The sequence below is a fragment of the Paenibacillus graminis genome, from assembly GCF_000758705.1.
In the GTDB taxonomy this organism is placed as follows: domain Bacteria; phylum Bacillota; class Bacilli; order Paenibacillales; family Paenibacillaceae; genus Paenibacillus_AQ; species Paenibacillus_AQ graminis.
On record NZ_CP009287.1, the window covers coordinates 3,199,186 to 3,226,110 of the forward strand.

Annotated in this window: 24 protein-coding genes; 21 read left to right on the forward strand and 3 right to left on the reverse strand. The window is 49.3% G+C overall.

Annotated elements, in window-relative coordinates:
- Positions 1-112 precede the first annotated feature (112 nt).
- The 4 genes from PGRAT_RS13205 (at position 113) to PGRAT_RS13220 (ending at position 5,564) form a co-directional block, all read left to right on the forward strand.
- Positions 113-574: a MarR family winged helix-turn-helix transcriptional regulator gene (locus PGRAT_RS13205; RefSeq protein ID WP_238326848.1), complete on the forward strand. Its 462-nt coding sequence runs from the start codon at positions 113-115 to the stop codon at positions 572-574.
- Positions 571-3,735, forward strand: a complete 3,165-nt coding sequence (locus PGRAT_RS13210) for an MMPL family transporter (protein WP_025706912.1) — start codon at positions 571-573, stop codon at positions 3,733-3,735. Before PGRAT_RS13205 ends, PGRAT_RS13210 begins: the two co-directional genes overlap by 4 nt.
- Positions 3,736-3,924: 189 nt before the next feature.
- Positions 3,925-4,458: a sigma-70 family RNA polymerase sigma factor gene (locus PGRAT_RS13215; RefSeq protein WP_025706913.1), complete on the forward strand. Its 534-nt coding sequence runs from the start codon at positions 3,925-3,927 to the stop codon at positions 4,456-4,458.
- Entirely contained in the window at positions 4,455-5,564 is a 1,110-nt protein-coding gene (locus tag PGRAT_RS13220; protein WP_025706914.1) for a DUF4179 domain-containing protein, read from the forward strand. Before PGRAT_RS13215 ends, PGRAT_RS13220 begins: the two co-directional genes overlap by 4 nt.
- 73 nt (positions 5,565-5,637) lie before the next feature.
- Here the strand turns inward: PGRAT_RS13220 and PGRAT_RS13225 are convergent, their stop codons facing one another.
- Positions 5,638-6,309, reverse strand: coding sequence for a tetratricopeptide repeat protein (locus PGRAT_RS13225; RefSeq protein WP_025706915.1), 672 nt, complete (start codon positions 6,307-6,309; stop codon positions 5,638-5,640).
- 434 nt (positions 6,310-6,743) lie between these two features.
- On the opposite strand from PGRAT_RS13225, the gene PGRAT_RS13230 reads away from it, so the two are divergent.
- Complete coding sequence (locus PGRAT_RS13230) at positions 6,744-7,745, forward strand: aldo/keto reductase (RefSeq protein WP_025706916.1); 1,002 nt, start codon at positions 6,744-6,746, stop codon at positions 7,743-7,745.
- A 206-nt stretch (positions 7,746-7,951) separates the two neighbouring features.
- Entirely contained in the window at positions 7,952-8,110 is a 159-nt protein-coding gene (locus PGRAT_RS33720) for a hypothetical protein (protein ID WP_167337225.1), read from the forward strand.
- 189 nt (positions 8,111-8,299) lie between these two features.
- On the opposite strand, the gene PGRAT_RS13235 is transcribed toward PGRAT_RS33720, so the two are convergent.
- Entirely contained in the window at positions 8,300-8,512 is a 213-nt protein-coding gene (locus PGRAT_RS13235; RefSeq protein ID WP_025706917.1) for a hypothetical protein, read from the reverse strand.
- A 425-nt stretch (positions 8,513-8,937) separates the two neighbouring features.
- Complete coding sequence (locus PGRAT_RS33725) at positions 8,938-9,102, reverse strand: hypothetical protein (protein WP_167337226.1); 165 nt, start codon at positions 9,100-9,102, stop codon at positions 8,938-8,940.
- 613 nt (positions 9,103-9,715) lie between these two features.
- On the opposite strand from PGRAT_RS33725, the gene PGRAT_RS31615 reads away from it, so the two are divergent.
- The 15 genes from PGRAT_RS31615 (at position 9,716) to PGRAT_RS13305 (ending at position 26,768) form a co-directional block, all read left to right on the forward strand.
- Entirely contained in the window at positions 9,716-10,384 is a 669-nt protein-coding gene (locus PGRAT_RS31615) for a hypothetical protein (RefSeq protein WP_025706918.1), read from the forward strand.
- Positions 10,385-10,540: 156 nt separating this feature from the next.
- Positions 10,541-11,014, forward strand: a complete 474-nt coding sequence (tnpA, locus tag PGRAT_RS13245; RefSeq protein ID WP_025706919.1) for an IS200/IS605 family transposase — start codon at positions 10,541-10,543, stop codon at positions 11,012-11,014.
- A gap of 307 nt (positions 11,015-11,321) precedes the next feature.
- Positions 11,322-12,356: a fibronectin type III domain-containing protein gene (locus PGRAT_RS13250; protein ID WP_025706920.1), complete on the forward strand. Its 1,035-nt coding sequence runs from the start codon at positions 11,322-11,324 to the stop codon at positions 12,354-12,356.
- A 316-nt stretch (positions 12,357-12,672) separates the two neighbouring features.
- Positions 12,673-14,034, forward strand: a complete 1,362-nt coding sequence (locus PGRAT_RS13255; RefSeq protein ID WP_025706921.1) for an ABC transporter substrate-binding protein — start codon at positions 12,673-12,675, stop codon at positions 14,032-14,034.
- A gap of 97 nt (positions 14,035-14,131) precedes the next feature.
- On the forward strand, positions 14,132-15,085 hold the full coding sequence (locus PGRAT_RS13260) for a carbohydrate ABC transporter permease (RefSeq protein WP_025706922.1): 954 nt from the start codon (positions 14,132-14,134) through the stop codon (positions 15,083-15,085).
- Positions 15,086-15,096: 11 nt separating this feature from the next.
- Positions 15,097-15,945, forward strand: coding sequence for a carbohydrate ABC transporter permease (locus PGRAT_RS13265; protein WP_420329532.1), 849 nt, complete (start codon positions 15,097-15,099; stop codon positions 15,943-15,945).
- Positions 15,946-16,010: 65 nt separating this feature from the next.
- Positions 16,011-17,735, forward strand: coding sequence for a cache domain-containing sensor histidine kinase (locus PGRAT_RS13270; protein ID WP_025706924.1), 1,725 nt, complete (start codon positions 16,011-16,013; stop codon positions 17,733-17,735).
- Positions 17,736-17,749: 14 nt separating this feature from the next.
- Complete coding sequence (locus tag PGRAT_RS13275) at positions 17,750-19,117, forward strand: ABC transporter substrate-binding protein (RefSeq protein ID WP_025706925.1); 1,368 nt, start codon at positions 17,750-17,752, stop codon at positions 19,115-19,117.
- A gap of 17 nt (positions 19,118-19,134) precedes the next feature.
- Positions 19,135-20,733, forward strand: coding sequence for a response regulator (locus tag PGRAT_RS13280; protein WP_025706926.1), 1,599 nt, complete (start codon positions 19,135-19,137; stop codon positions 20,731-20,733).
- A gap of 280 nt (positions 20,734-21,013) precedes the next feature.
- On the forward strand, positions 21,014-21,259 hold the full coding sequence (locus PGRAT_RS33210; RefSeq protein WP_025706927.1) for a hypothetical protein: 246 nt from the start codon (positions 21,014-21,016) through the stop codon (positions 21,257-21,259).
- A 9-nt stretch (positions 21,260-21,268) separates the two neighbouring features.
- A complete protein-coding gene (locus PGRAT_RS33875; protein ID WP_042266724.1) occupies positions 21,269-21,766 on the forward strand; it encodes a hypothetical protein in 498 nt (165 codons plus the stop codon).
- Positions 21,767-22,481: 715 nt separating this feature from the next.
- Complete coding sequence (locus PGRAT_RS13290) at positions 22,482-23,693, forward strand: MFS transporter (RefSeq protein WP_025706929.1); 1,212 nt, start codon at positions 22,482-22,484, stop codon at positions 23,691-23,693.
- A gap of 123 nt (positions 23,694-23,816) precedes the next feature.
- Complete coding sequence (gene desA, locus PGRAT_RS13295) at positions 23,817-24,881, forward strand: Delta(5) desaturase DesA (RefSeq protein WP_025706930.1); 1,065 nt, start codon at positions 23,817-23,819, stop codon at positions 24,879-24,881.
- A 139-nt stretch (positions 24,882-25,020) separates the two neighbouring features.
- Entirely contained in the window at positions 25,021-26,169 is a 1,149-nt protein-coding gene (locus tag PGRAT_RS13300) for a sensor histidine kinase (protein WP_025706931.1), read from the forward strand.
- Positions 26,166-26,768 (forward strand): response regulator transcription factor, encoded by a 603-nt coding sequence (locus tag PGRAT_RS13305; protein WP_025706932.1) that lies wholly within the window; start codon positions 26,166-26,168, stop codon positions 26,766-26,768. The genes PGRAT_RS13300 and PGRAT_RS13305 overlap by 4 nt, the downstream gene beginning before the upstream one ends.
- Positions 26,769-26,925: the final 157 nt, after the last annotated feature.

Below are 26,925 nucleotides of genomic sequence, written 5' to 3' on the forward strand. Positions count from 1 at the left end.
ATTGACTTGTCCTTCAGAAACTATTCTGAAAACGGATTGACTTTTTGGGCAGCAGCTCATATAGTTTTACTGTGAAACTATTCAAGAGGCGAACTATTAACATTGCAGGGAGGTGAGAGACTTGAAAGGAGAGCCACAGCATTGGATTGACCGCTACGTAGATGCTTATATGGGGGTGACCCGGCAAATCAACGCGCAGATCAGGGACAATATGGCAGAAGGCCTGACCAATGACCAATTTCTGATCATGCGGCTGATCAACAGCCAGGAGCTATGTACTTCCACTTTTTTGGCGGAGGCAGTTGCAGTGGGAAAGAGTTCCATTACCGCGATTATCAATAGGCTGGCCGAAGCCGAATTTATTGACCGGACCCGGGATGAGAACGACCGCCGCCAGGTTTATTTATCGCTGACTGAGAAGGGCAGAAGCACCTATCATGCGGCTGAAAAGCAGGTCCAGGAGGTTATTTCTCCTTATTTCTCCCACTTTGAGGAGCAGGATATCGAGAAATTCATCACGATGTTTGAGAAGCTGGCATTATTAATGCAGGAGACAGGGGGGAGAAACAATTGAAGACTATACTTAAAGCAAGATGGGCCATTATAGCCGTGTGGCTTACCGTGGCAGTAGTATTATTTTTGATCGCTCCGGGCATGTCTGATCTGGTGCGCGAGAAGGGGCAGATATCCGTTCCGGACGGCTATACTTCCACCAGGGCTTCTGAAATCATGAAGGAGGTTGCCGACGCTAAGGGCGGGGAGACGCTGCATCAGGTGGCGCTTGTTTTTAACAAGCCGGATGGACTTGGCGCTGAAGATACAGAGAGCATAAAACAAGGAGTCGAGAAGCTTGTGGCAGAGAAGGATGAGCTCAAAATTGACTCCATTACAGATCCTTTTTCCCAGGCGGAATTAAAAGATACTCTGATCGCCAAGGACGGCAAGACCATTATGGTCGCACTGATGGTGAGTGGCGGGGAGGAAGCCGTCAAACAATTGCCGGACCAGGTGGATAAGCTGCTTAGCGGTGTCAGCGCAGATCATTATCTGACCAGTGAGGGGCTTATTACCGAAGATACCATTGTCAGTTCGGAAGCCGGGCTGAAGAAATCGGAATACATTACTGTTATCTTCATTTTGCTGATTTTATTCGTTGTGTTCCGGTCCTTCGTCGCGCCGTTTGTGCCGCTGTTGACAGTGGGACTGAGCTATATTGTATCACAGTCTATAGTAGCATTCCTGGTGGACCGGTTTGATTTTCCTTTATCGACCTTTACCCAGATCTTCATGGTTGCCGTAATGTTCGGAATCGGGACAGATTACTGCATTCTGCTAATCAGCCGGTTCAAGGAAGAGCTGGCCTCTGCGGAGGATACCCGAAGTGCCATTATTTCTACTTACCGTAAGGCGGGAGGCACAGTCTTTTATTCAGGGCTTGCCGTATTTGTCGGCTTCCTGGCCATCGGGTTGTCCAAGTTCATGCTCTACCGTTCTGCGGTTGCGGTGGCGGTAGGGATTGCCGTAATGCTGCTGGCGCTTGTGACCGTTGTTCCTTTCTTCATGGCGGTGCTGGGCAAAAAGCTGTTCTGGCCGTCAAGCAGCAAGCTGGAGCACAGTGAGAGCCGGATTTGGGGCGCAGCGGGTTCTTTTTCTCTAAAAAGACCATGGGCGGCGCTGCTCATTGTGGCGGTGGTGGTGGTTCCTTTCCTGCTGACCTACAGCGGCAAGCTGAGCTTTAACAGCATGGATGAAATCGGACCTGGCTATGCCTCGGTCAAGGGCTTCAACATTATCTCGGACAGCTTCGGTCCGGGTGAGTCCATGCCCGGCAAGATTGTGGTCAAAAATGATGACCGCATGGATACCTCCGAGTACATGGGGTTAGCGGAGAAAATCAGCCGTGAGCTGGAAAAGGTGGATGGCGTCAAAGCGGTCCGCAGCATGTCCCGTCCAACCGGGGAGCAAATCAATGACTTCCTGATCCCGACTCAAGTGGCAACGCTCACCGACGGCCTCAGCCAGAGCAATGAAGGGCTGACTAAGATTCAGTCAGGTCTTGAGGAAGCCAGCAAGCAGCTTAAAGGGAACGAGCCTAAGCTGAATGAAGCCGTATCGGGCAGTGCGAAGCTGACAGAAGGCACGGCTGAGCTGAAAAAAGGCATCGATGCGCTGGGCGACGGCCTGTCGCGCATCGAGAGCGGCATCAAAAGCGGCTCCGCGGGAGCCGGGGAGATCAAAGCGGGGCTGGCCCAGGCGGCGGCCAGTGCCCAACAACTGGCCGATGCCAACGCATCGCTGCTGGCAGGCTACAAAAAAATCGGTGCAGGCCTGACTGCGCTGGATGGCGGGCTTGGACAGCTTCAAACCCAGCTTCAAGGGGTGGCCTCGGCGCTGAACGGTCTGGATGCATCTTTTACCGGCTTGGAGGCTGCACATCCTGATCTTCTGCAGGATGTGAACTACCAGACGATTAAGGGCACCGTAGCACAGAGCGGATCAGGGGCGGCGAAGCTGGCTGGCGGACTGGGGCAGATTTCCGGGCAGCTGAAAGGTGCCGCAGCGGGCCTTAACGAAGCCAATGCAGGCTATACCAAAGCGGCAGCGGGCCAGACGGCATTGGCGCAGGGCCTCGACAAGCTGGTAGCGGGCATTGGCCAGCTGCAGTCGGGACTGAATCAGGCGGCTGCCGGACAAGGACAAATCGTAGATAAGATTCCTGGAATTACCAGCGGTCTGGATCAGCTGCAGGGTGGACAGCAGCAGCTCGCAGACGGGTTTGGACAGCTTACCGGACAAATCGGCCAGCTGACGGATGGTCTTAGCGACAGTGCCGACGGCTTGAAGCAGATCACAGGCGGGCTGAATTCCGCACAGGATTACCTCAAGCAGATTCAGGATGCCAAGGATAATGAGCTGAGCGGGTTTCTGGTGCCGGAAGAGGCTCTGAAAGAGGACGGAATCCAGAAGGTATTCGATAATTATCTGTCTTCTGACCGCAAGGTGATGACTCTGGATGTGGTCTTCGCTGCCAATCCTTACAGCGCAAAGGCAATCGACAGTATGGGGGATATCCAGGCAGCGGTGGACCGTGCCGTGAAAGGCACGAAGCTGGAAAATGCGGAAACGGCCATTAGCGGGGTGACCAGCACCTACAGCGACCTGCAGAAAATATCCAATGAGGATTATACGCGCACAGTAGTACTGATGCTCGGCGGTATTTTCATCATTCTGGTCGTGCTGCTGCGCTCCATTATTATGCCTTTGTATTTGATTGTTTCCCTGCTGATCACTTATTTCACAGCACTGGGAGTGACCGAGGCTATCTTCGTGCATTTGCTGAATTATTCAGGAATCACCTGGACGACGCCATTCTTCAGCTTTGTGATGCTGATTGCCCTCGGGGTTGACTACAGCATTTTCCTCATGGACCGATTCAATGAGAACAAAACCTGGGATGTGCGTGAAGCGATCCTGCACGCTATGCGGAACATGGGGACGGTAATTCTGTCAGCAGTAGTCATTCTGGGCGGGACATTCGCTTCGATGTATCCGTCCGGGGTACTGTCGATGATGCAGATCGCTACGGTAGTGCTGTCAGGTCTGGCGCTGTATGCGCTGGTGTTCCTGCCGTTCTTCGTGCCGGTGATGGTGCGCATGTTCGGCCGGGCGAACTGGTGGCCGTTCAGCGGTTCTGCCTCTGACGACACAGCGAAAGCGAAAACACTGGATATGTAATTTACACCGAACAGGCATACCGACAAGCAAGCTCCGCGCCGGGAGCTTGCTTGTTGTGTTTCCCCGGGGAGTCCTTGAGGGGCTAACTGTGTTAACCTGAATGTAACCTTATTAAGGGTCTGTGCATCTAATTAGCAGTCATGACGGAAGAGGAACACTGCAGAATTCTGCTGGACAGGAGGCTGGCCTTTGAATAACAGGCTTGAGAAGCAGGTAAGACGCGCGCAGAGAGGGGACAATGAAGCGTTTATTGAGCTTATACAGGAGATGGAACTACAGATGTATCAGATGGCGAAATCCATTGTCAGGAAAGATGAGGACTGCGCGGATGCGATGCAGGAATCCACATTAAAGGCTTTTAAGGCGATTTCCACCTTGAAGCAGCCAGAGTTTTTCAGAACATGGCTCTTTCGCATTCTGATTAATGAGTGCAATATGATTTTGCGCAGACGGGTTCAGACCGTGACGATCAACGAAATGCCTGTCACGCCGAAGGAACGGCCCTCTATGGCGGAACGGCTGGATCTTCGCACAGCTGTACATCAGCTGGAGGAAATTCCGCGCACCCTTGTGATTTTGCATTATTATCAGGGCTTTCCGCTGCAGCACATCGCCGATCTGCTGGAAATGTCCGAAGGCGCTGTGAAAACAAGGCTGCACCGGGCAAGAAAAACATTGTATGAATGGCTGGTGGACCCCGTAGAAAGGGAGATGAACGGATGAATCCGAAGCATTTGGATCAAGAGCTGGATGACTTAAGGGGGGATAAGGCTGAAGAGGTGCCGGAACTTGTCAGATCACGTATGAATAGCGTCTACCAGGAGTTAAAGGGAAGCGGGGAAAAGGTTACACCGGGCAGAAGACGGAGAAGCTGGTGGCAGCGGCTGATAATTACAGCGGCTTGTGCGGCGGTTGCAGTAATGCTAATGATCGGCCTGGGCTTTATCTCTCCAGCTATGGCCGAAACGCTGAAACAACTGCCATTTATGAAAAGCGTGTTCCAACTGGCCGGAGATTCAGGCTTGAAGCAAGCGAGTATTACAGGTGTAACTTCGGATGTACAGCAAAGCGTGACACATGGAGATTTGACGCTCAGCATCTCTGAGCTGATGTATGACGGCAGCCGCTTGTCTCTGGTATTGACCAAAAAAGAACCGGACGGCGGGAACCCATCGTTTTACGAGTGGTGGAACGCCAGGGATATGCAATTAGGGCCGGCGAACAATATTGATTTTTATATCAACGGAGAATTGGCAAATACTGCTTGGGGAATGGCCCCCGGAGGTGAAGCCGCACCGGAATCCTTAATCGTTACGGCATTGGAATCACCCGATCTCCATGTACCCGAAGCGTTCAACTTCAAAATGGTAGTGTTTATTCCCGATGTTGGGCAATCGTTCACATTCGAACTCCCGGTGAAAAAGAAAACGCTCGAAAGTGTTGTGCTCACACCGGAGGCAGCCAAAACCTTTGATCATATCAATCTGCACATTAAGCGGATCGAGATCAGCCAGACGACGATCCGGCTGATTACCGAGATTAAGGGGGCGCCTGGCCAAGATATCAAAGCACTTCAGGAGGCGATTCCGGATAAATATAAGACGCACGGAATCCTGACTCTACTCTTTGACTTGCTGAATGATCAGGGGCAGACGGCAACCATGATTGGCGGTAACGGCAACGGGCAAGGGAATACCTTATCCGGCAGCAGCAGCTATGAGCCTTTTGCTGCTATGCCAAAATCGGTGGTAATTAAACCTTATATTTCGACGCAGGACGGCGAAAAGTTGTATATTTCTGAGCTCGAAATGACTGTACCTGTGCAGTAACCATAAGAACCTCCGGTGCACTTACCCGTGCTGGCCGGAGGTTCTTTAGTTTATAGAGTATATAGGAGCAGGACTAGCGTAACTTCGCGAAGTAGCTGCGCAGCGCCCAGCCGCGTTCCTGGCGTTTCTTATATTTGGGCAGCGAACGGTAAATGGCGGTCGACTCGTTAAAAGCACGTTTGGCATCCTCATTTCTTCCCAGTGCTTTGTACATGGAACCTGCCAGATAATATGCCTCACTGGAGGAGGATTGAATCTCCTGAAACTGGGTTACATAATGCAAGGCTTTGTCGTGGTCAATATTGCGGAAGGTTTCTGCGAGACGGAGGTAGGGTTGTCCGTATTGGGCCTTGCGGTTGATCTCCAGCCCCTGCAGCATCTGTGCCTCGCCTTCAGGCAGATGGCCCAGCTTCAAATTTACATAGCCCAGCTCCACCCAATATTCGGCAGATTGCTCATAGCGGTCGGCAATTTGTACAAGCAGTTCCTTGGATTCACTGTAGCGCTTGCGCTCAATCAGCAGTCTGGCAAGATCGAATTTGGCCGATACATCATTTGGATTTAGCGAAATCGTAGTCCGCAGTTTGGAGATCTGCCGGCTCCGGCGGAATGGCTTAGTGAAGCTGGGAAGTATGCCAACATACCGGCGGTCCAGAAAATATAGGATCACCAGCAAAATAAACAGGGCCAGAAAAGGATTGCCCACCAGGCGGTACAGCAGCAAGAAACCGAAAAATTTTAACATGAATTCCCTCCGTTATATTGGTGTTCCCGAACTCAAATCCTATATTGGAGTGCAGAGCAGGGTAATTATACCATAACAGCCTATATTTCCGGTTGTTATTTTTTGGGCAGAGGGAGCACAACTTTTGAGAATGGGCAGACATTTATCCGGATCAAGCTTTTTGACGAAAACGTTATTCCTGTGTATCCCTCCCGGCAGCTATACAGAGCTCGTGCCTGCTGCAGCACTTATTCAGGCATCCGGACTATCGGCTTGAAACCTTGCTGAATTCGTTTGGTTAAAGTCTGTACAAGGGATCGAATTCGGCTATCCACGCTAAATTGACAGTCTGGCGGCCAGGATTTAAGCTGGGGGTACAACTGCAGCGCTGACAAGAATCTGGTATCCGGCCTGCATTTCTGAATTGTACTCTATTTGTGAGAGAAGGTTGGTTCATGGAATCAGCAATGGCTGCTGCCGGCTTACGTCCCTTGGGGCAATCAACGTTATCCGTGTCTCCGCTGGGACTTGGCTGCTGGCAATTCAGCCGGGGTAAAGGCATTGTCGGGAAGTATTGGAGCAATCTCGAAGATGCGGATATTCTGGAAATCGTACGCGTAAGTCTGGAAGGGGGGATGAACTGGGTCGATACAGCGGAAGTTTACGGTGGCGGGAAGTCGGAGGAAGCACTTGCTCATGTGCTGGATCAGCTGAAGAGGGAGGGCAGCCCTTACGCCACTCCCCTGATAGCCACCAAGTGGTGGCCGTTATTCCGCACCGCTACTTCCATTACATCCACGATTGAAGAGCGGCTCCGTTGCCTTGGCGGCCGGGATATCGATTTGTATCAGATCCATCAGCCTTTTTCATTGTCTTCGATTGCCAGTGAGATGAAGGCGATGGCTGGGCTTGTGCAAGCGGGCAAGATCCGGAATATAGGGGTCAGCAACTACTCGGCAAAGCAAATGATAGAAGCACACCGCCTGCTCCGGCAATATGGCCTGAACCTCGTTTCCAATCAGGTGAAATACAATCTGCTGGACCGGAAAATCGACCGGAATGGAACTATGGAAGCTGCGAAAGCGCTTGGCATTTCGATTATTGCCTATTCCCCGCTGCAGCAGGGGATTTTGACCGGACGCTTTCACAAGGACCCGGTGCAGATCCGTGCTGTTTCCCGGGTGCGGCGGATACAATCCGGTCTGGATGATAAAAGTCTGGCCCGCAGCAAGCCAGTAATAGACAGCTTAACCGTGCTTGCGGATAAGTATGGGGCTACACCCGGCCAGATTGCCCTGAACTGGCTGATTCATTATAACGGGGAAACGGTAGTCGCCATCCCGGGAGCTTCCAAAGTCCGTCACGCCCAGGAGAATATCGGTGCCATGGATTTCCGGCTTGGGAAGAATGAGCTGGAGCATCTGAATGAAGCCTCATGGTCAGCATTGAAATCCTGAAAGATTCAAGAAGAATGAGTGGCTGCTATTATAGTTTATTGCAGTTTATTAGCCTCCGGACCGCTTTGCAGGCCGGGGGTTATTTGTTTTTTTCTTTAATCTCAAAAAAACTGTTTAGGATTGGAAAAGACGGGGTAAATAAGGGATAAGATGATGCGCAGATACGCAAATATGGTCGAACCTATTTCTAAGGAGGTTGAACTTAAATGAGTATGACAGTACATAATCTTATGGCTTTCAACCATCAATATTTCAGACCTCAGCCTGTGGCCGATCCGAAACCGCAAAGGTCCGATGACAAAACGCTGAGCTTTCAGGAAATTCTGAATGAGAAACTGAAGGCCCATAACGGGATGAAGAAATAACAGCAGCATTTGAGCGCAGCCTATAACGATGCAAAAAATAGAAGCCGGATATCCGTCCACGAGGCGGATTGTCCGGCTTCTTTGTGCAGTCTTTCTGACAGGCAAGCTTTACATTTGCTGGTTTACAACCTTGCTGCATTTACATTGATCTCTTGATTGTAAGCAAAAGATGGCTCGTCCCTTCGTCAGTTAAGGTCTGACCTCGTAGAACTGGCAGCTGCTCCGGGAATAATAAGCTAAGTCGCTGACCCGGGATTGGATCACTACATCCGAATCGGTGAACCGGATGACGGTTGCCCCGGAATTCACCAGATGATCATCCTCGAAGACCCGAACCGGCAGTTTGCGGTCAACGGCTTCCTGGAAATCGCTGTCGGTCAGCAAAGGGCGGTTGATAGGCATAAAATACTCTCCTTTAATAAATTAGAAGGACTTATGTGTTCCTCGCCTGCTATTCTCCTTGGCTAAACGAAGGCTGGAATTAAAATCAGTATACCTGTGTGCAGCGGATTAATCCAGAGCCGTAGTATGCCTCGTCAGCCCCAAGCTGACCGGGATGTCATAACCCCCTAATCAGAGTAAGCAGTTGCATTAAAACTCTCAATACCTATCCGAGTCGCATCTGTAGTGCAAAAAAGATATAAGGTATACACCAGCTCGTTCGATGGTGGCAAAGGAACCTTGTAATCGGAAGCTTCGATTGTAACGAACTGTACAGCATTTGGGTTAGCTTCGGTGATCAAATGGTGGAGTCTCTGGAAATGATAGGCTAGAAATATATGAAAATAGTACTCGCAGGTTTCCACCTGCCTGGAGGGGGGTTAGATTCATTTATCTTTAGGAGTCTTAGGTTTTCCTGTCTGAGAAAAGGCAACTCCAAAAACAATTCCTAATGCGATACCCAGGGCAAAGTTGTGTAAAGCAAATCCAAAAGCAACAGCAAAGCAGATCACAATGACAGCACTAGAAATCAATCTTTTGTTTTTGTTCATATGTAACACCCCGATTTCAATTATTTAACAATTGTACGCAGCTTATCCCATATAGTTTCGAATGGGGCGGGTCCCTAAGGTAGAGTCTGGGTTTTATGGATTCTAAAGAAGAAGTCTAAAAATGGAGCTTTTGAGGATTAGAGGATGAAGAACCATATTGGAACAAAACAAACTGATGGGGGCATACCGATGATGTCGCCTGTCAATCGCTACATACATATCAACTCACCCAAGGAGAACACTAAATACAGCGCTTGGGTTCTTTCGCAAATTCATGCCTCAAAATCCTGAGTACCTTAAGATCATTGATGCAGTAGAGAACATGGACCCTGTAGACATATCTGGTATACACCACAACTCAGTTCAGAGCTTTCGGGTGGGCGCAGTCGATTTTAATTGTGAGAAGTGAGAAATGATCAAGAAACTAAAATAGTAGAAATTCGAGATCCATAATAACGGCACGAAGAAAGAGCCGGCTGGATCTTGTACAAATGGTGACTAAAGAAGAACACGAATTTCTGGGCTTGGATCGTTACGCTACCAATTTAAAGGCTCAGTCTGCGGCTATGTCATAACTCCTCAGTACCTTTTTGTTAATGAGGGGTACCGAGGTGTGGCAGGAGATATGTTCGGGGCCGTTAATGCATTATTCTCCGGTTTCGCATTTGCAGGTCTTATTTATACTATTGCCATTCAAAGACAAGAGTTACAAGAGCAGCAAAGGGCAATAAGCATGCAGACTGAGGAATTGACCCTGCAAAGAAAAGCTATAGGAATGCAAAATGAAGAATTGAGAATGCAAAGAGAAGAAACAACTCGCTCAACTGATCAACTCGAAAGTCAAAGAAAGTTGTTGAATATGCAGATATCAATGACTACAGTGAACGAATTGATAAAAATGAAAAATAAAAGAATTGAGTATATTGGGTTAGAGATTAATGGGAATGTGGAAAAGGGAATCCGAGCATTGACGGCATTGGTTAAAAGGCACATCAGTATTAATCGGCCAATAACTGAAGATGCCCCAATTCTCCAAAGCTACTATAACTCATTTTTCTATATTTTGCAGTTTATAAAGGATTCTGATATATCTGCAGAACAAAAAAAAGTTCTAGGCAATTTATTAAGCATGGATACTGGTGATTCAGAAATATATATCATTTATTCAGCATTTGCTAATGATCAACATAAATTAGGTATATTGAAAGAATTTGATTTTCTCGAGAGATACAGGAACATACAGCTAAACTTAAAAGTTAATACTTTTAAACCATCTAATTAGAGATGTTTTTATTATTCAGGCTTTAGCCAGTAGAGTGCGTGAAACGCGCGAAACAAAAAACCACCCGCTATGCGGGTGGAGGGATCAAGGGTTCGACCACCAAGACCATTCCGATAAAAATGAGATGTTCAGGCTCAAAGAAAGGAAGGGTCTTAGATGGCAAACAAGAGCTATAGTCTAGCTCACACAAAGTGGATGTGCAAATACCACATTGTATTCACCCCGAAGTATAGACGGAAAGAGATTTATAATCAAGTGAGAAAAGACTTGATCAAGATTGTGAAACGTTTATGTAAGTATAAGGGAGTTGAAATTGTAGAAGGTCACATGATGCCAGATCACGTACATATGCTGGTCGCCATCCCCCAAAAAATTTCAGTATCCACCTTTATAGGATATTTGAAGGGGAAAAGTGCGCTAATGATCTTTGAGAAACATGCGCTACTAAAGTATAAACATGGGAACCGAAAATTTTGGGCAGAAGGATATTATGTGAGCACGGTGGGCTTAAATGAAGCAACCGTAGCAAAATACATTCGTGAACAAGAAACACATGACCAAGCCATAGATAAACTGAGTATAAAAGAAAATAAAGATCCTTTCAGCGACAAAAGGAGCAAAAAGAAATAAGCCAGTTTAACGGGTAAGTGGAAGTGACAAATTACACTGAGCCTGAACAGATTTGTGGTCAGGCTAGCGGTTTAGGAGCAGTTTAGCAACAGGGGGTATACCCCAAGTGCACCCCACCCGTTGTACAAGTAGTTTTATATGGTGAAATTTTCCTTACCTGTGATATAGACTCGAACCCCCCGATATTAAACCACATTTTTCCTCAATAACTCTTAAGTGTATTGTAAATTTCTGTCGAAAAACAGACTGTTTGTTCGCCTTTATCTAGTGTGGACTTGATGCATACATATTAAAGGAGATGGTTTTTGTGAAACAATGGAAGAGTATAGCATCAAAATTAATAATGGTTATTTTCGTCGGGGTATTGTTTTTTTCAGTACAAACTAATACATATGCTTCAGCTGTAGGTGATCAACTTACTGCCCCAGAAGCTGGTTGGAAAAGGTTTGATGATACACATGCAGGGGTTAAGTATACGGGGAATTGGTATACTAAAACAGATACAAGTTATTATAACGGAAGTGTAAAAGTAACTACCAAAGCCGCTGATAACAACTATGTCTCATTTTCGTTTTATGGAACTAAACTTAGGCTGATCGCTGACCTTTATTCAGACAGGCATTCTAACAACACCATTACCATAGATGGTGTAACCGAGTCTTTCAGTGAATATCGTGCAGGCTCCACTAGCCTAACGAACGCTTTAGTTTATGAAAAGACTGGATTACCCCTCGCATTTCATACTGTTTCTGTTACAGTAGGTCACAATCGTACCAATTTTATCATGGATGCTATTGACATTGACGATACAGGTTATTTAATCAATACTAACTTATCTGCCCCAGTAGACCTTTCGGCAGCGGCAGCAATCGAGGAAATTAATCTCAGTTGGACTAAAGTCACAGCTGCAACGAGTTATAATGTTAAAAGATCAACAACAGAGGGTGGGCCATATGAAACAATCGCTTCTAGCGTAACAAATGCTACTTATATCGATATTAACGTTACCAGTGATGTTAAATATTATTATGTAGTAACTGCAGTTAATACAGCAGGTGAAAGCATCAGTTCAAATGAAGCATCGGCTATACTGTTGGGACAGCCCGGAAATGCAATTCTCACGGTTTACCTGACAAACGGAAGTGAAAAAGAATATGACCTTTCCATGTCTGAAGTGAATGCCTTCATTGCCTGGTATGAGAATAAACAAGCAGGTACAGGGAAGGCATCGTATGCCATTGATAAGCATGACAATAACAAAGGCCCATTTACCAGCCGAAAAGATTACGTAATCTTTGATAAAATTCTCACGTTCAGCGTAGACGAATATTCTGCAAAATAGCAGTCAAGTTGAAAAAAACATAACAGAAGTACCGTACCCCGCCAGAAATGGCGGGGTATTACGTTTTAAAGAAGTGGTGAACTGAAAATAGCCCTTGGAGTGAATGGTATTTTTTGCAGCGGTGACGGTTGTTATAGGAATCTATATTTGTAAAATAAAAATGTTGTCTTGAAGAAGGTTGTTGGAGAAATTATTTTGACAAAGAATAAATCATAATTATTTCCACCATAAATCAGAAGTTTGCCTCCTCAAAAAAACAAATTCCCTGCTGTACACTAAATCTTGTAAAAGAAACCTTTGAAAGGGGTACAGAGGAATGAGAAAAGCAAAGCACCTGGCATTGTCACTGGCTGCCGTTCTGCTTGTAGGTTCACTGGCAGGATGCGGAGGAAACAATAACGCCGGGAAGGACAACACTACCAAAGAAAATTCAGGTAACAAGGCAGCAAGCACAAATGCTCCGGCTGCAGAAAAGGCAGCAGATCCTGCTGAAAAGGTCGAGCTCTCTTTCTGGACGCTTGGCAATGTCAACTATGAAGAGCTGGCAAACCAATATACCAAAGAGCATCCGAACGTTACGGTTAAAATTCAGAACACCGGGGACCAGACCGCTCACCACAACAACCTGACGACAGCGTTGTCCGCAGGTTCGGGTGCACCTGATATTTTTCAGCTTGAAATCGGTTTCATGGAACGTTTTCTGAGTGCCCAGGATAAATTCTACAACCTGAATGATTATGGTGCGAAGGATATTCAAGCCAATTATCTGGATTGGAAGTGGAAACAAGCCTCGTCCGTGGACGGCAGCTTCCAGCTGGGACTCCCCACAGATATAGGTCCAACTGTTGTGTACTACCGTACAGATTTGGCTAAAGAGGCCGGACTGCCAGATGACCCTGACGGCTTCGGTGCCGCCATCGATACCTGGGACAAATTCGCCACAGTAGCCAAAGCGTATAAGGACAAAATCGGCAAGCCCTTTGTCGATCTGACCGATCTGACCTACAATGCGCTGCGCGATCAATCCGAAAATGAAATTTATTTCAGCAAAGCAGACGGCAAATTCATTGGCGACACCAATCCGCAGGTGAAGAAGGCTTATGATTTCACAGTCAAAGGCATTCAGGAAGGCTGGATCAGCAATTACATGCTGTGGTCCCCTGAGTGGGGCCAAGGCATGAACGACGGTTCTTTTGCCGTTATCATGGGACCTGCATGGATGGCGGGAAACATCAAGAGCAATGCTCCTGATTCTTCCGGCAAGTGGAAAATTGCCCAGCTTCCAGAAGGTGCAGGCAACTGGGGCGGCTCCTTCATCACCCTGCCGAAGGAAGGCAAACATCCTAAGGAAGCTTATGACTTCATCCAGTGGCTTGTGAACAAAGACAATCAGCTCGAATCGTTCAAAACCAAGGGTCTGATGCCTTCTATTCCAGCGCTGTATGAAGATCCTGCATTCAAGGACTTCAAGGATGATTTCTTCGGCGGTCAGCAGACTGCGGTTGAATTCGGTAAATCGGCAAACCGCGTAAAACCTGTATACTACGGTCCGCTGCATGACCAGACCGATACTTTCTTCAAAAATGCACTGAAAAACGTGCTGGAGAAGAAAGCCGATCCGGCCAAAGAGTGGGATGAAGCTGTGAAGCAGGCGAAAACTCTGGCAGAACGCGGCTAAGTCTTTTAATTGAATTTTCCATGCTCGTCCGGACTCAGGAGGGAAGCACCTTCTCTGAGCCCGGATTTAAAAACGTTATATTCCCTGGAGGTGTGACATGGCTGAGCCCGTACTCGCGAGTCCGCATGCCGAGAGCAAACGCCCTTTTTTGACTGAACAAAGACGGAGCCGCATTACTGCGTATACCTTTATTTCTCCTTTCTTTATTCTGTTCTCGATATTTGGACTGTACCCGATTTTTTTCACCATTTATTTGTCCTTTTTCAAATGGGATGCACTGGGTCCCATGAAGTTCGTCGGCATGAAAAACTATGACCTGGTGACGAGCGACCCCACCTTCTGGATCTCGTTCTCCAACACGCTCATTATGGGCCTTATGGGAACCGTGCCGCAGATTATTCTGGCGCTGCTGCTGGCAGTGCTGCTGCATTCCGGCATGACCAAATTCAAAAAAACATTCCGTATTCTCTATTTTATGCCGAACATCACTTCAATCGTTGCCGTTACGCTGGTATTCAGCACCCTGTTCGGCAATAACGGGATGATCAACTGGATGCTGAATGGCCTGGGCCTGGACAGCATGGCCTTCAACTCCGGCTGGTGGGGTGTCAAAATCGCCATTTCCACCATGGTGATGTGGCGCTGGACCGGATATAACGCGATTATATTCCTCTCCGGTCTCCAAAGTATTCCGATGGATCTGTATGAAGCCGCCCGCATCGACGGAGCGAACAGAAGACAGCAGCTTACGTTCATCACATTGCCGCTTCTCCGGCCATTTATTGTTTTTGTTACGTTGCTGTCAACGATTGGCGCCCTGCAGCTCTTCACCGAGCCTTATGTATTCCTGGGCCAATCCGGCACCGGCTCGACACGGCAGGAAGGGATTACGATGGTTACCTATCTGTACAGCGAAGCCTTCCGCAATGGTTTCTTTGGTACAGCGGCTGCTACGGCTGTTCTGCTGTTCCTCGTCACGATTATTTTCTCCTTGCTTAATATGCTGGCTTCAAGCCGCATGGGCGGAGATACAGGAGGGAAAAAAGCGTGAGCACACTGCGTATGTTGAAAAAAAATCCGGACGATCTTGGCCTCTTCGGCAAGTTCTGGTACTATGTTCTGCTGATACTTGGCGCATTGGTGTCCATCTTCCCGTTTTACTGGATGTTTGTGGTGGGTACCAATGACAAAGGGGCTGTTTTTCATGTGCCGCCGCTGCTGACCATCGGGGACCAGTTCATCGACAACTTCAAGCGTGTGCTGGATAAAGCAGATTTCTTCCAGGCGCTGGGCAACTCCCTGTTTGTATCAGCTATGGTGACCATTTCGGTCGTGTTCTTCTGCACACTGGCCGGTTATGCGTTCGCCAAATACGAGTTTCCATTCAAAAACGTGCTGTTCTATTTCGTCATTGCCACATTGTTCGTGCCGCAGCAGCTAGGTGTGCTGCCAACGTATGTTATTATGGCGAAGCTGCACTGGATCGACAGCTTCAAGGCACTGATCGTGCCGGCGATGGTCAACGCGTTCGGGATCTTCTGGATGCGCCAGTATATTTCCACAGCCGTACATACGGAGCTGATTGAAGCGGGACGCATCGACGGCGGGGGGCACTTCCGCATCTTCTGGAACATTGCGATTCCGGTCATTACGCCTGCGATGGCTACGCTCGGTATTCTGAATTTTATGACGGTGTGGAATGATTTCTTCTGGCCGCTCGTCGTTCTGAAGAATAAAGAGCATTTCACCATTCAGATTGCCTTGCAGCAGCTGTTCACTACACGTGACGGTCTGGATTACGGAATGATCATGTCCGCAACCTTTACAGCAACCCTGCCGCTGCTGGTTGTATTCCTGCTGTTCAGCCGCTGGGTCATTGCCGGACTGACCTCGGGTGCAGTCAAGAGTTAACAGGAAATAAGGATTGCCGTGAAGAATAATAAGGACATTGGGCAGCAGGAGGAAGGGAAAGAATTATGAAGCTTCGCCGCAAAATATTGTTCGCTATTATTCTTCTCGTGTTCATCCCCGTCATTGTGATGGGCAGTGTTACTTATATTAATTTCTCCAACGCCATGGAGAAGAAATCCAGCAATTTCTACTGGATTTCGCTTCTGGAAACGGACCGTAAGCTGAAGTTCGCCCTCAGTGAAATTTCATCCATTACGAATTCGGCCATCACGCAGCCGGCGATTCAGCAGTCGCTGAAACAGCCGGATTTTGTGCTGACCTACGACCGCAAGCAGGAGATCAACAACCTGCTGATCAACCATCCGATGATCACCTCGTTCAGCCTATATGGCAAGGACCGTCTGCTGTACCAATACAATGCACCCATGTCTTTTGCGGATATGCGGAAGCAGACCTGGTATGGGGCGATGGAGAGCGCTGAAGGACGTCCTGTCTGGTCCGGTCCCGGAGAGAACGGCTCAGAATCCTCAGGCGAGCCGGTGCTGGTGCAGGCCAGAACCATTAAGGATTACTACTCGCTGGAAGATATCGGTTATCTGGTGGTGTATGTGAAGCCGGATTTGCTGGATCAGATTTTCTGGGAAGCCGCAACACTGAAAAAAGGGGATATTCTGCTGGTAAACAAGCAGGGGAATATCGTTTTTAACAAATCCGGTGAGCACATCGGACAGCGGACGGATTTTCCTTTTTTACAGGAGAACTATACCCAGGAACAGGACTATTACATTGACAATTATCAGGGAGAGAAATCACTGATTACTTTCCTGCCTTCACATAATGCAGACTGGTATTTGGCAGCGATTACACCGATGAATCTGATTTCTTCAGAGTCAGTGTCGATCCGCAATATTGCGCTAATACTGGGTGCGGTTTCGCTCATCTCCGCCTTTTTGTTCGACCATTATTTTATACGCAGGCTGGTGCGCAGCATCAATAGTGCGGTGAACGGAATGAAGCGGGTGAAACAGGGCATCTTCACACCCATTAACGTACCGTCCCGTGCCGAGGATGAAAGCGATTCGCTGATTGACGGCTTTAACCGGATGAGCTCCCAGATCAGCGAACTGATCGAACAGGTCCAGACCGAGCAGGGGCGTAAAAAGGAAGCGGAAATGCAGGCGCTGATGGCGCAGATCAACCCCCATTTTATCTATAATTCCCTGGAATCGATTAACTCCATGGCTGTGCTGGCAGGCAACCGCGATATCAGTAAAATGGTCATCTCGCTCGGCAGGCTGCTGCGGATCAGCATCAGCCAGAATCAGGAGCTGATTCCGCTGCAGATGGAATTTGAGCATGTGCGCCACTATCTGGATATACAGAAATTCCGTTTTGAAGACAAGTTCTCTTATGCATTGGAGCTTCCGGCTTCGCTGAAACATCTGATGACCCAAAAGCTTATTGTCCAGCCGATTGTTGAGAACGCTTTGTACCATGCCATTGAACAAATGGAGGAGCATGGGGTGATTACAATCTCTGCGGAGGGGACGGGGAAGGATCTGATCATCATCGTGAAGGATAACGGACCAGGCTTTGAGCTTGCCACCTTGATGAGCCTATGGAACAAAGAAAGCACCAATCCGAAAAAATACAGCGACAGCGGGGTTGGGCTCAAAAATGTGCATGAGCGTCTGAATATCCGGTTCGGCAATCCTTACGGGATTGTGGTCTGTTCCTCCCCCGGCTTCGGGTCAACGATTTGTATCCGTATTCCGAGAATTCTGCCATGAAGGGAGCGGACGGGATGACCAAAAAGGAGATTTCCCAAAGATGGCTGACCAAATGGGGCTGGATTCTGTTGTACATTGTTCTCATGTCCGGGGCGGTCCTGTACATTATGCAAGGCGGCAGAGAACCGATTGAGGATAATTCACAGGAAAAAATCACTCTGACCTTTCGGCATTTCTGGATCAAGGAGCATGACCGGCCGCTGCTGGCCATTTTTGAGGAGGTTGTGAAGGAGTATCAGGAGACACACCCTAATGTAAAAGTGAATTTTGAGGGGCTGGACCAGACGATACACCGCGAGCAGAAGCTGAAAAGCGAGATGGTCACCGGCACGCCCCCGGATATGTTCGTCCTGTTCGGAGGCGCAGAGATTGAACCTTATGTGCGCTCCAACCGCTTAATGGATTTGACGGATTTCGCAGAAGAGAACCGCCTGAAGGATCAGTTCAAGGATCTGCACCTGTGGACGTTCAATAATCATATCTACGGACTGCCGATTGAAGGCAACGCGGAGCCGCTGTATTATAACCGGACGATCTTCAATAAGCTGGACATTACAGTGCCAGAGACGCTGGCAGAACTGGACTCTGCGATCGTTCAACTGAAGCTGCGGGGGTACATTCCATTTGCGCTCGGCAACGAAGACCGCTGGCCCGCAGGGATATTTGCCCATTATTTAATGGACCGGTATGCCGGGCCGGACCTGATCCAGAAGCTGGTTACCGGCAAAGATGGAGCCAGCTTCGGGAACAGCTATTATAAGCAGGCTTTCCGGCATTTCGATCAATGGATCAGCGAGAATGCGTTCAGCCCGGACTCCAATGATACCTCAACAGAAAATGCAGTCCGCTTGTTCACAAGCGGCAAAGCCGCTATGTATTTGAACGGCAACTGGGATATTAATCTGTTCTCCGGGGAGAACGCGCCGGCGGATTTTCAGAACGAGGTGGGGGTCATTCCGTTTCCCGCACAGGACCGCGGTGAGAAAGCCTCCATTGCAGGCGGATATACGATAGGGGTCGGGCTGTCCTCCAGTCTGGCAGGTGCGAAACGGGAGGCGGCGCTGGAGCTGATGAAGGCACTGTATACCCAGGAGATTCAGACGCGGATTGTATATGAAGGGTTGAGGATTCCGTCCATGCGCATTACCTTTGACCCGAACAAAACAGGGCCGGTATTTGCCCAGGTGATGGAGCTGATGGAAGACAATCCGCAGAGCTTCGTGCCCTATGACAATCTTCTGTCGCCGGAGGTTAAGAAAACGTTTCTGAGTGTCATTGAAGAAATGATGGATGGCGGCTTGCAGGGGGATGAGGCGCTGAAAGAGCTGCAGGCTGCATCGAGGCAGTATTGGAAATTAATTCGGAGCTCGGCCATTCAATAAGCCTGGGGGGTCTTAAAATGGGTGCAACACAGGAGAAATACAAAGTGCTGCTGGTGGATGATGAGCCGATTATTCTGCGAAGCTTGAAGGTGGCCATCCCTTGGGAGGAGCTGGGCCTTGCCATTGTGGGGGAAGCGCGGAATGGAGAAGCGGCACTGCAGTTAATCGAAGAGACGGCGCCGCAGATTATCATCAGCGATATCCGCATGCCGGTCATCGACGGCATCGCACTGATGAAAGAGGTGCTGCCGCGCAGCAGCAAGCTGATTTTTATCTTCATCAGCGGCTACGGGGAGTTTGAGTATGCGCGGGAAGCGCTGCGGCAGGGGGCATTTGACTATTTGCTGAAGCCGATCGACCATGACGAATTGACGGAAATGCTGACCCGGGCCATAGCTAGGCTCAAACGCCAGAAGGAGAATGAGCAGCTAATGCTCTCGGTGCAGACTTTGTCCATGCTGGCCCGCGAGCGGATGTATGCCGAGTTCACACTCGGCAATCCGCGTCCGCTTCAGCATCTGAAGTGGCTGGAGAACAGCGAGCTGGAGGGCGAGTATTTCATGGCCGTGGTCCGGCTGGATCAGTATGCTTCCCTGACGGCACAGTGGAGCGTGGAGGAGAAGCGGCTCTGGCTGTTCGCAGTAAGGAACATTCTGGAGGAATGGTCGCTGGAGAACGGGGTGCTGTCGGTGTTCCCGTTCTATAACGGGGAGTGGATTCTGCTCTTTCCCGGAAGCCTCAGCAGCGTCCGCACAGAACTGGGCGAGCAGTTGACTGCCGGGATCAAAAGATATTCCAAACTGGAGTGCTCGGTAGGCATCAGCCGCATCACTCAGGGCATTGATCAGTTAAGCACGGTGTACCCGCTCGCCTGCAAAGCGCTGTACCAGCGGTTTTATTCAGGTCAGGCGGGAGTGTTTCTCGATGAGGAGACGGCGGCTGGCGGCAGCCGGGAAGTAAAGTATCCGAAGGAGCTGGAGCTTGCCCTGATCGAGAGTATACGGACGGTGGATCTGGAACGGATGCTGTCCTTATTCGATGAAATGTCCGCCTTCATTGAAGCCCAGGGGCTCCCGCAGGAGCTGGCCGAACGGCTCATCATTGAGATGATTGTCGTGCTGTACAGACAATTTGAGCACCTCAATATGCACACAGACTGGTCGCTGGAGGGTCTGCTCAGCAGGCTGCATGGTCTGGGGACACTTTCTGCGATGATCGCGGCACTGAAGATGGAATTCCGCGAGTGGATGCTGGAGAGCAATAAGTCAGCCACCCGTGAGGATGGCCGGAGCGTGGTCGAAAAATCAATGAGGTATATAGAGGCCAACTACCACAAGGATCTCAGCATTGAAGAGGTAGCGGAGGTAGCGGATCTGAGCATCAGCCATTTCTGTACGCTGTTCAAGCAAATTTCCGGCTATACCTTCCTGGAGTTCGCTACACACTGCCGAATGGAAAAGGCCAAATATATTTTGCAGAACAGCAATGTCAAGGTCTATCAGGTTGCGCCGCTAGTCGGCTACCAGGACCCGCGTTATTTTACACAGGTGTTCAAAAAAGCGACCGGCAAAACACCGACAGAATACCGTGAGGAAAACTCCCGGCAGGCGAATTGAATTTCTACAAAAAGACTGCTTTAACACTTGGGCTTGCTGTCTGGTCTACGGGGGATGGAAGTGCATGGAAAGTGCAAGGAAAGTGCGAGGGAAGAGCGAGGGAAGTGTGAGGAAAGTGCGAGGGAAGAGCGAGGGAAGTGTGAGTAAAGTGCGAGGGAAGAGCGAGGAAAGTGTGAGGAAAGTGCAATGGAAGTGCGAGGAAAGTGCAAGGGAAGAGCGAGGGAAGTGTGAGTAAAGTGCGAGGGAAGAGCGAGGAAAGTGTGAGGGAACAACAAGGGAGTTGAAAGGGAGCTACAAGGGGGACAGAGCAAGCGGGAACGGCAAGCTCCTATGGCAACCCCAGCCTCTAACGGCTACGTTGTCGGGTGAAGGACGGCGCAGCCGTTTTGTTCAAACAACGACAGAAATGCCGTTGTTGAGCCAGCAAGAGGCGATGTGGCGTGAAACAACGGCAGAAATGCCGTTGTTGAGCCAGCATGAACCGATGAGGCTGGAAACAACGGCAGAAATGCCGTTGTTGAGCTAGCAAGAGGCGATGAGGCTGGAAACAACGGCAGAAATGCCGTTGTTGAGCCAGCAAGAGGCGATGTGGCGTGAAACAACGGCAGAAATACCGTTGTTGAGCCAGCAAGAGGCGATGTGGCTGGAAACAACGGCAGAAATACCGTTGTTGAGCCAGCAAGAGGCGATGAGGCTGGAAACAACAGCAGAAATACCGTTGTTGAGTCAGCATGAACCGATGAGGCTGGAAACAACAGCAGAAATGCCGTTGTTGAGCCAGCATGAACCGATGAGGCTGGAAACAACGTCAGAAATGCCGTTGTTGAGCCAGCAAGAGGCGATGTGGCTGGAAACAACGACAGAAATGCCGTTGTTGAGCCAGCAAGAGGCGATGAGGCTGGAAACAACAGCAGAAATGCCGTTGTTGAATTCTGGCGGGGCAGTTTGCCCCAAGCTTATCTGTGTGCCCGATTTTGCTGCAAGGTATCAGAAATCACCGGGTAACGCAGGTAAAGAACTGTACTCCGGGTAATCCAAGTGAGAGCAAGTCCTGTCCAGATCAGCCATTCCTGGGACATGGAGCCAGGGAGTCCGTCGTGGAATACACACCGGATCAGGAAACGGCCAAACACCGGAATCACCCAAGCCAGCAAATACTGCACGGCGTGGGGGCTAACCTGGGAATAGACTGTACGGCCTTCGGTAAATCCTTCGGTCTAGGATGCCTGCCATAATCCGATTCCGGCCGGTAACACCGCGGTTGCCGGTAATTCGGTTTGTCTGCCGGAGTCAAGGAATCAGGGCCTTTTTGAATAGCCTGTTTAGCCAATATGAGGGGCAGAATTAAAAATCCAGCCCGCGTGATCTGATTTTTGCTGATCTGGCGGGCAATAAAAAGATTACAAAAGCAATGGTAATCATTATAGTCATAACGTTTCAGCAGGAACTGTCAAAACCCGTGTGCACAGCATTTTGCAAAAGTTTGATGCGGAGGGACCGGACACAAGCAGTGGTTCTCGGCATCTGCATGAAGCTGGTGAATTGAATTTGCCAACAAGAGTTGATCACAATAATCCTTTATTCTGGGCGCTGGGCCTCTGGGCCGGGTGAACTTGGGATAGAGGATTTTTTGGCGTTCAAAAAACAAACAATTTCGACATTCATCTAATTATATATAGACATAATTATAAAAAGTCTATATATTAATAAACGTAATGACAAATTGTTTATTTTTTGGAGGGATTAAAGTGTTTAGGAACAAGTATGTACGGACGGTTGTTATGTCCAGGGTTTTGCTGCAGCTGGGAGTGTGGGTACGCAACTTTGCCATTCTGCTGTATGTAACGGAAATAACAAATAACGACCCTTTTTATGTATCGCTGATTTCGGTCGTGGAATTTGCGCCAATATTTCTGTTCGCCATTGTCGGGGGAACCTTCGCTGACCGCTGGCGTCCGAAAAAAACGATGATTCTAAGTGACGCGCTCTCAGCGTTGTCTGTACTGATTGTGCTGCTGGTCGTTATGGGCGGTTCTTGGAAAGCACTGCTGCTGGCCACCTTCGTATCTGCGGTGCTGTCGCAATTTTCCCAGCCTTCGGCCATGAAGCTGTTCAAGCAGCATGTGCCGGAAGCACAGCTGCAAAGTGTGATGGCGATGTTCCAGTCACTTACAGCATTTTTTATGGTTATTGGGCCGGTGCTGGGTGCGTTCATCTATCAGCATTACGGAATTGAGGTTTCACTGATCATTATGGCTGGAATGTTTGCCGGTTCGGCGCTTATTCTCAGCCTGCTGCCTAAGGACAATGTAAGGACAGCCGGGCATAGCCGGACAGGGATCTATGCAGATGTGAAAGCTGGTTTGAGTTATGTGCGCACAAGCAAAGTTCTGAAGAATCTCGGCGCTGCATTTGCATTCGCGGGCCTGGCGGCCGGATTGATTCAGCCGCTTGGAATTTTCGTCATTATTGAGAATTTGGGGAAAGACAGAAGTTTTCTGCAATGGGTGATGATGGCGAACGGAGCGGCGATGCTGCTTGGCGGTGCTTTGATCATGGGGATAGGCCGGAAGGTGAAGCCGCAAGTGCTGCTGGCCGCAGGGCTGCTTGCCAGTACTGCCGGGACCATCGGGGTCGGATGGTCACATGATACGGCGCTGACGCTCACACTTCAGACGCTGTCGGGATTCTTTTACCCCTGTATCCATATTGGTATCAATACGCTGATCCTGCAAAATACCGAGACATCCTATATGGGCCGGGTAGGCGGGATTATGGGGCCGATGTTTATGGGGTTTATGGTCATTGGCATGACCCTCGCCGGATATCTGAAAGAAGCCTTCTCGCTGTTCGGCGTATTTGCCGGAAGTGGTGTGCTGTTTCTGATTGCCACGCTGGTTCTGCTGCCGCTTCTCAGGAACAGGAATAAGCAGGCCGTTCAGCCCTCACCCCTGTCGTAAGTATGACATATGTCATACTGCATCATTGATGTTTGTGCCTTACTAAGGTGACACTTCCTTCTCTATACTAAAGATAGATGAATGTATCCGTAACGGGGCACATCCGAGGAGGAAACGAAGAAGATGACTACCAACCAGACATCCCAGCTCTCCAGCCTGAAAAAAAGCATGGCTCCCTTTGAAAAAACAAACCAGCGTGCAAGCATCAGACAATTATTCAATACTCTCGTTCCGCTTGTGCTTCTGTGGACGGCTGCTTATTTCAGCCTGCCGGTATCCTACGGGCTTACGCTTCTGTTTGCGGTCCCCGCTGCGGGGTTTGTGATCCGCACCTTTATTATTTTCCATGACTGCTGCCATGGCTCATTCTTCAAAAACCGCAAAGCCAATGATATCATCGGCACCATTACGGGAGTCTTGACGCTTGTCCCATACCGCCAGTGGAAGCACAGCCATTCCATCCATCATGCCGGGAGCAGCAATCTCGACAAGCGGGGGACCGGCGACATCTGGATTATGACCGTAGAGGAATATATAGCCGCAAAGCCGTTGAAACGCCTGTACTACCGCATCTACCGCAACCCGCTGATTATGTTCGGAGTCGGCCCCGTCGCCGTTTTCCTGATTCAATACCGGTTCAATGCCAAAGGGGCAAGACGTAAGGAACGGATGAATACTTACTTGACGAATGTGTCCATTGCAGTACTCTACAGTACGCTGATCTGGGCCATGGGCTGGCAGGCTTTTCTGCTGGTGCAGCTGCCGATCGTATTCGTGTCCGGCTTTCTCGGCATCTGGCTGTTCTATGTGCAGCATCAGTTCGAGGATTCCTACTTCGAGCATGAAGAGGAATGGAGCTATGTTTCAGCCGCAGTGGAAGGAAGCTCATATTACAAGCTCCCTAAGCTGCTGCAATGGATTACCGGCAACATTGGCTTCCACCATGTCCATCATTTGAGCCCGAAGGTGCCGAATTATAATCTGGAGCTGGCGCACAATGCATCTGAACCGCTGCAGCATGCAACGACTATTACTATCGGAACCAGTCTGAAGGCGCTGCATTTCCGCTTGTGGGATGAAGAGAACAAGGGGTTCGTCGGCTTCAAGGAAATCAAGGCCAGAATGAAGCAGCCGAAGCCGGCAGCGGAAGGCCTGAAGGTGATCAAACCCGGATTCCAGAGCAAGTAATCTATTGTTGGAGAAAGAAGCAGCCGGAGAACGCCAATGCCGACGCTGCTCTTTCTCTTTTTTTGAGGTATGTTGCGGGAACTTGAAGGGTTTATGCTAAAATGGGGGTACAATCTTGCTGGCAAAAAGGATGGCTGACATGCAAAAGTGGCATCATATTTTTCACAAAAGTACGGGTCTCAGCCCTTATGTATGGGTTGTTTTTTACATATTGCCGTTTTATTTCATCTTCCGTTCCGCCTCGGTGAACCAAAACCAGTGGGTATATGGAATCGTGATGGTTGCTGTGTTTTTTACCTGTTATGTCCTCTCGTTCAAATCCAAAGGCTGGGTGGTTTACTTCTGGACCAGTGTACAGATTCTTGTCTCGATAACCATGACGCTGCTGTTCGGGTACATGTATTTTGCGTTATTTATTGCTTTTTTTATCGGGAATATTCAGAAAAGAGCAGGTTTTTTTACACTGTATTCAATTCACCTGCTGACGACCATTGCTGCGATCAATTATGAGATGATTACAGGTAACCGGGTCTTCATTTCGCAGCTTCCGTTCGTGCTGGTGAGCATGATCGCTGTAGTGCTGCTGCCCGCGACAACCTACAACCGCAATAACCAGGACAAGCTGCAGGGGCAGCTGGAGGATGCCAACAAACGGATCTCCGAGCTGGTCATTATGGAGGAGCGGCAGCGGATTGCCCGGGATCTGCATGATACGCTGGGACAGAAGCTGTCGCTCATTGGCCTCAAAAGCGATCTGGCCGGCAAATTGATCCACAAAAATCCGGCGCAGGCTGTGATTGAAATTAACGATGTCCGGCAGACCGCCAGAAGTGCGCTCAAAGAAGTCAGGGAAATGGTTACGCAGATGCGCGGAATCCGTCTGGAGGATGAGCTGATCCGGATCCGGCAATTACTGCAGGCGGCAGAGATTGAGTTCCGGCTGGAGGGCAGCGCGAGGCTTGCCAATACCTCGTTAATCACAGAGAACGTGCTGAGCATGTGCCTGAAGGAGGCCGTTACCAATGTAGTGAAGCACAGCGGAGCGACACTCTGCCAGGTGCTGATTGAACCTTCGCGGACGGATCTGCTGATCAAGGTCAAAGATAACGGAACCGGGATGGAGGGAATCAACCTGTATGACAAGGGGCACGGGCTGCAGGGAATGCGGGAACGGCTTGAATTCGTAAACGGCAGTATGGAAGTGTTGCAGGATCAGGGTACAATGCTCATCATTAAAGTGCCAAATGTTTTTAAGCAGCCGGAACTGGAGGAGGTAAAGGGGCTATGATTAAAATTGTAATCGCTGAGGATCAGCGCATGCTGCTGGGGGCGCTCGCCTCCCTGCTCGATTTGGAGGATGACATGAAGGTTGTGGGCCGGGCGGGGAACGGGGAGGAGGCCGTCAAGCTGGTGCAGCTGCACCAGCCGGATATTTGCATCATGGATATTGAAATGCCGGCCATGAGCGGCCTCGAAGCTGCTGAAGCCCTGAAGGATTCAGACTGTAAAATCATGATTCTGACCACCTTTGCCCGGGCGGGGTATTTTGAACGTGCGGTTAAGGCGGGAGTCGATGCTTATCTGCTGAAAGACAGTCCGAGCGAGGAGCTTGCGCTCTCGATCCGCAGTGTGATGGCCGGCAAACGGCTCTATGCGCCCGAGCTGATGGATGAGGCTTACAGCAGTGAAGCCAATCCCCTGACACAGCGGGAGAAGGAAGTGCTGGGGCTGATCGCCGACGGCAAAAATACGAAGGAGATCGCCAGCCAGCTGTATATCACAACCGGAACCGTGCGCAACTATATTTCGGTCATTCTTGACAAGCTGGATGTCGGCAACCGGATAGAGGCGATCACCCGCTTTAAGGAAAAGGGCTGGTTTAAATAGAAATGTGTATGTCAAGGACAAGAAGAGGCTCTGCGGGAGCCTCTTTTTGTCGTTGATTTGAGAGCACGGGCTACAAAGTAGGGCTAAAGCAAGAGTGTCAATCCTATCCCCTTTACAAGACTTTATTCCTGTTTTTCCCACCCGGGCATCCGCCGGA

Bases quoted from the DNA above. Each gene is read 5' to 3' on its own strand.
- PGRAT_RS13230 (WP_025706916.1), top strand. From the start codon at position 6,744: ATGGAATCAGCAATGGCTGCTGCCGGCTTACGTCCCTTGGGGCAATCA.
- tnpA (WP_025706919.1), top strand. From the start codon at position 10,541: ATGGCAAACAAGAGCTATAGTCTAGCTCACACAAAGTGGATGTGCAAA.
- PGRAT_RS33720 (WP_167337225.1), top strand. From the start codon at position 7,952: ATGAGTATGACAGTACATAATCTTATGGCTTTCAACCATCAATATTTC.
- PGRAT_RS13300 (WP_025706931.1), top strand. From the start codon at position 25,021: ATGCAAAAGTGGCATCATATTTTTCACAAAAGTACGGGTCTCAGCCCT.
- PGRAT_RS13275 (WP_025706925.1), top strand. From the start codon at position 17,750: ATGACCAAAAAGGAGATTTCCCAAAGATGGCTGACCAAATGGGGCTGG.
- PGRAT_RS13265 (WP_420329532.1), top strand. From the start codon at position 15,097: ATGTTGAAAAAAAATCCGGACGATCTTGGCCTCTTCGGCAAGTTCTGG.
- PGRAT_RS13255 (WP_025706921.1), top strand. From the start codon at position 12,673: ATGAGAAAAGCAAAGCACCTGGCATTGTCACTGGCTGCCGTTCTGCTT.
- PGRAT_RS13270 (WP_025706924.1), top strand. From the start codon at position 16,011: ATGAAGCTTCGCCGCAAAATATTGTTCGCTATTATTCTTCTCGTGTTC.
- PGRAT_RS33725 (WP_167337226.1), bottom strand. From the start codon at position 9,102: ATGAACAAAAACAAAAGATTGATTTCTAGTGCTGTCATTGTGATCTGC.
- desA (WP_025706930.1), top strand. From the start codon at position 23,817: ATGACTACCAACCAGACATCCCAGCTCTCCAGCCTGAAAAAAAGCATG.
- PGRAT_RS13305 (WP_025706932.1), top strand. From the start codon at position 26,166: ATGATTAAAATTGTAATCGCTGAGGATCAGCGCATGCTGCTGGGGGCG.
- PGRAT_RS13220 (WP_025706914.1), top strand. From the start codon at position 4,455: ATGAATCCGAAGCATTTGGATCAAGAGCTGGATGACTTAAGGGGGGAT.
- PGRAT_RS13225 (WP_025706915.1), bottom strand. From the start codon at position 6,309: ATGTTAAAATTTTTCGGTTTCTTGCTGCTGTACCGCCTGGTGGGCAAT.
- PGRAT_RS33875 (WP_042266724.1), top strand. From the start codon at position 21,269: ATGAGGCTGGAAACAACGGCAGAAATGCCGTTGTTGAGCCAGCAAGAG.
- PGRAT_RS13280 (WP_025706926.1), top strand. From the start codon at position 19,135: ATGGGTGCAACACAGGAGAAATACAAAGTGCTGCTGGTGGATGATGAG.
- PGRAT_RS13235 (WP_025706917.1), bottom strand. From the start codon at position 8,512: ATGCCTATCAACCGCCCTTTGCTGACCGACAGCGATTTCCAGGAAGCC.
- PGRAT_RS13260 (WP_025706922.1), top strand. From the start codon at position 14,132: ATGGCTGAGCCCGTACTCGCGAGTCCGCATGCCGAGAGCAAACGCCCT.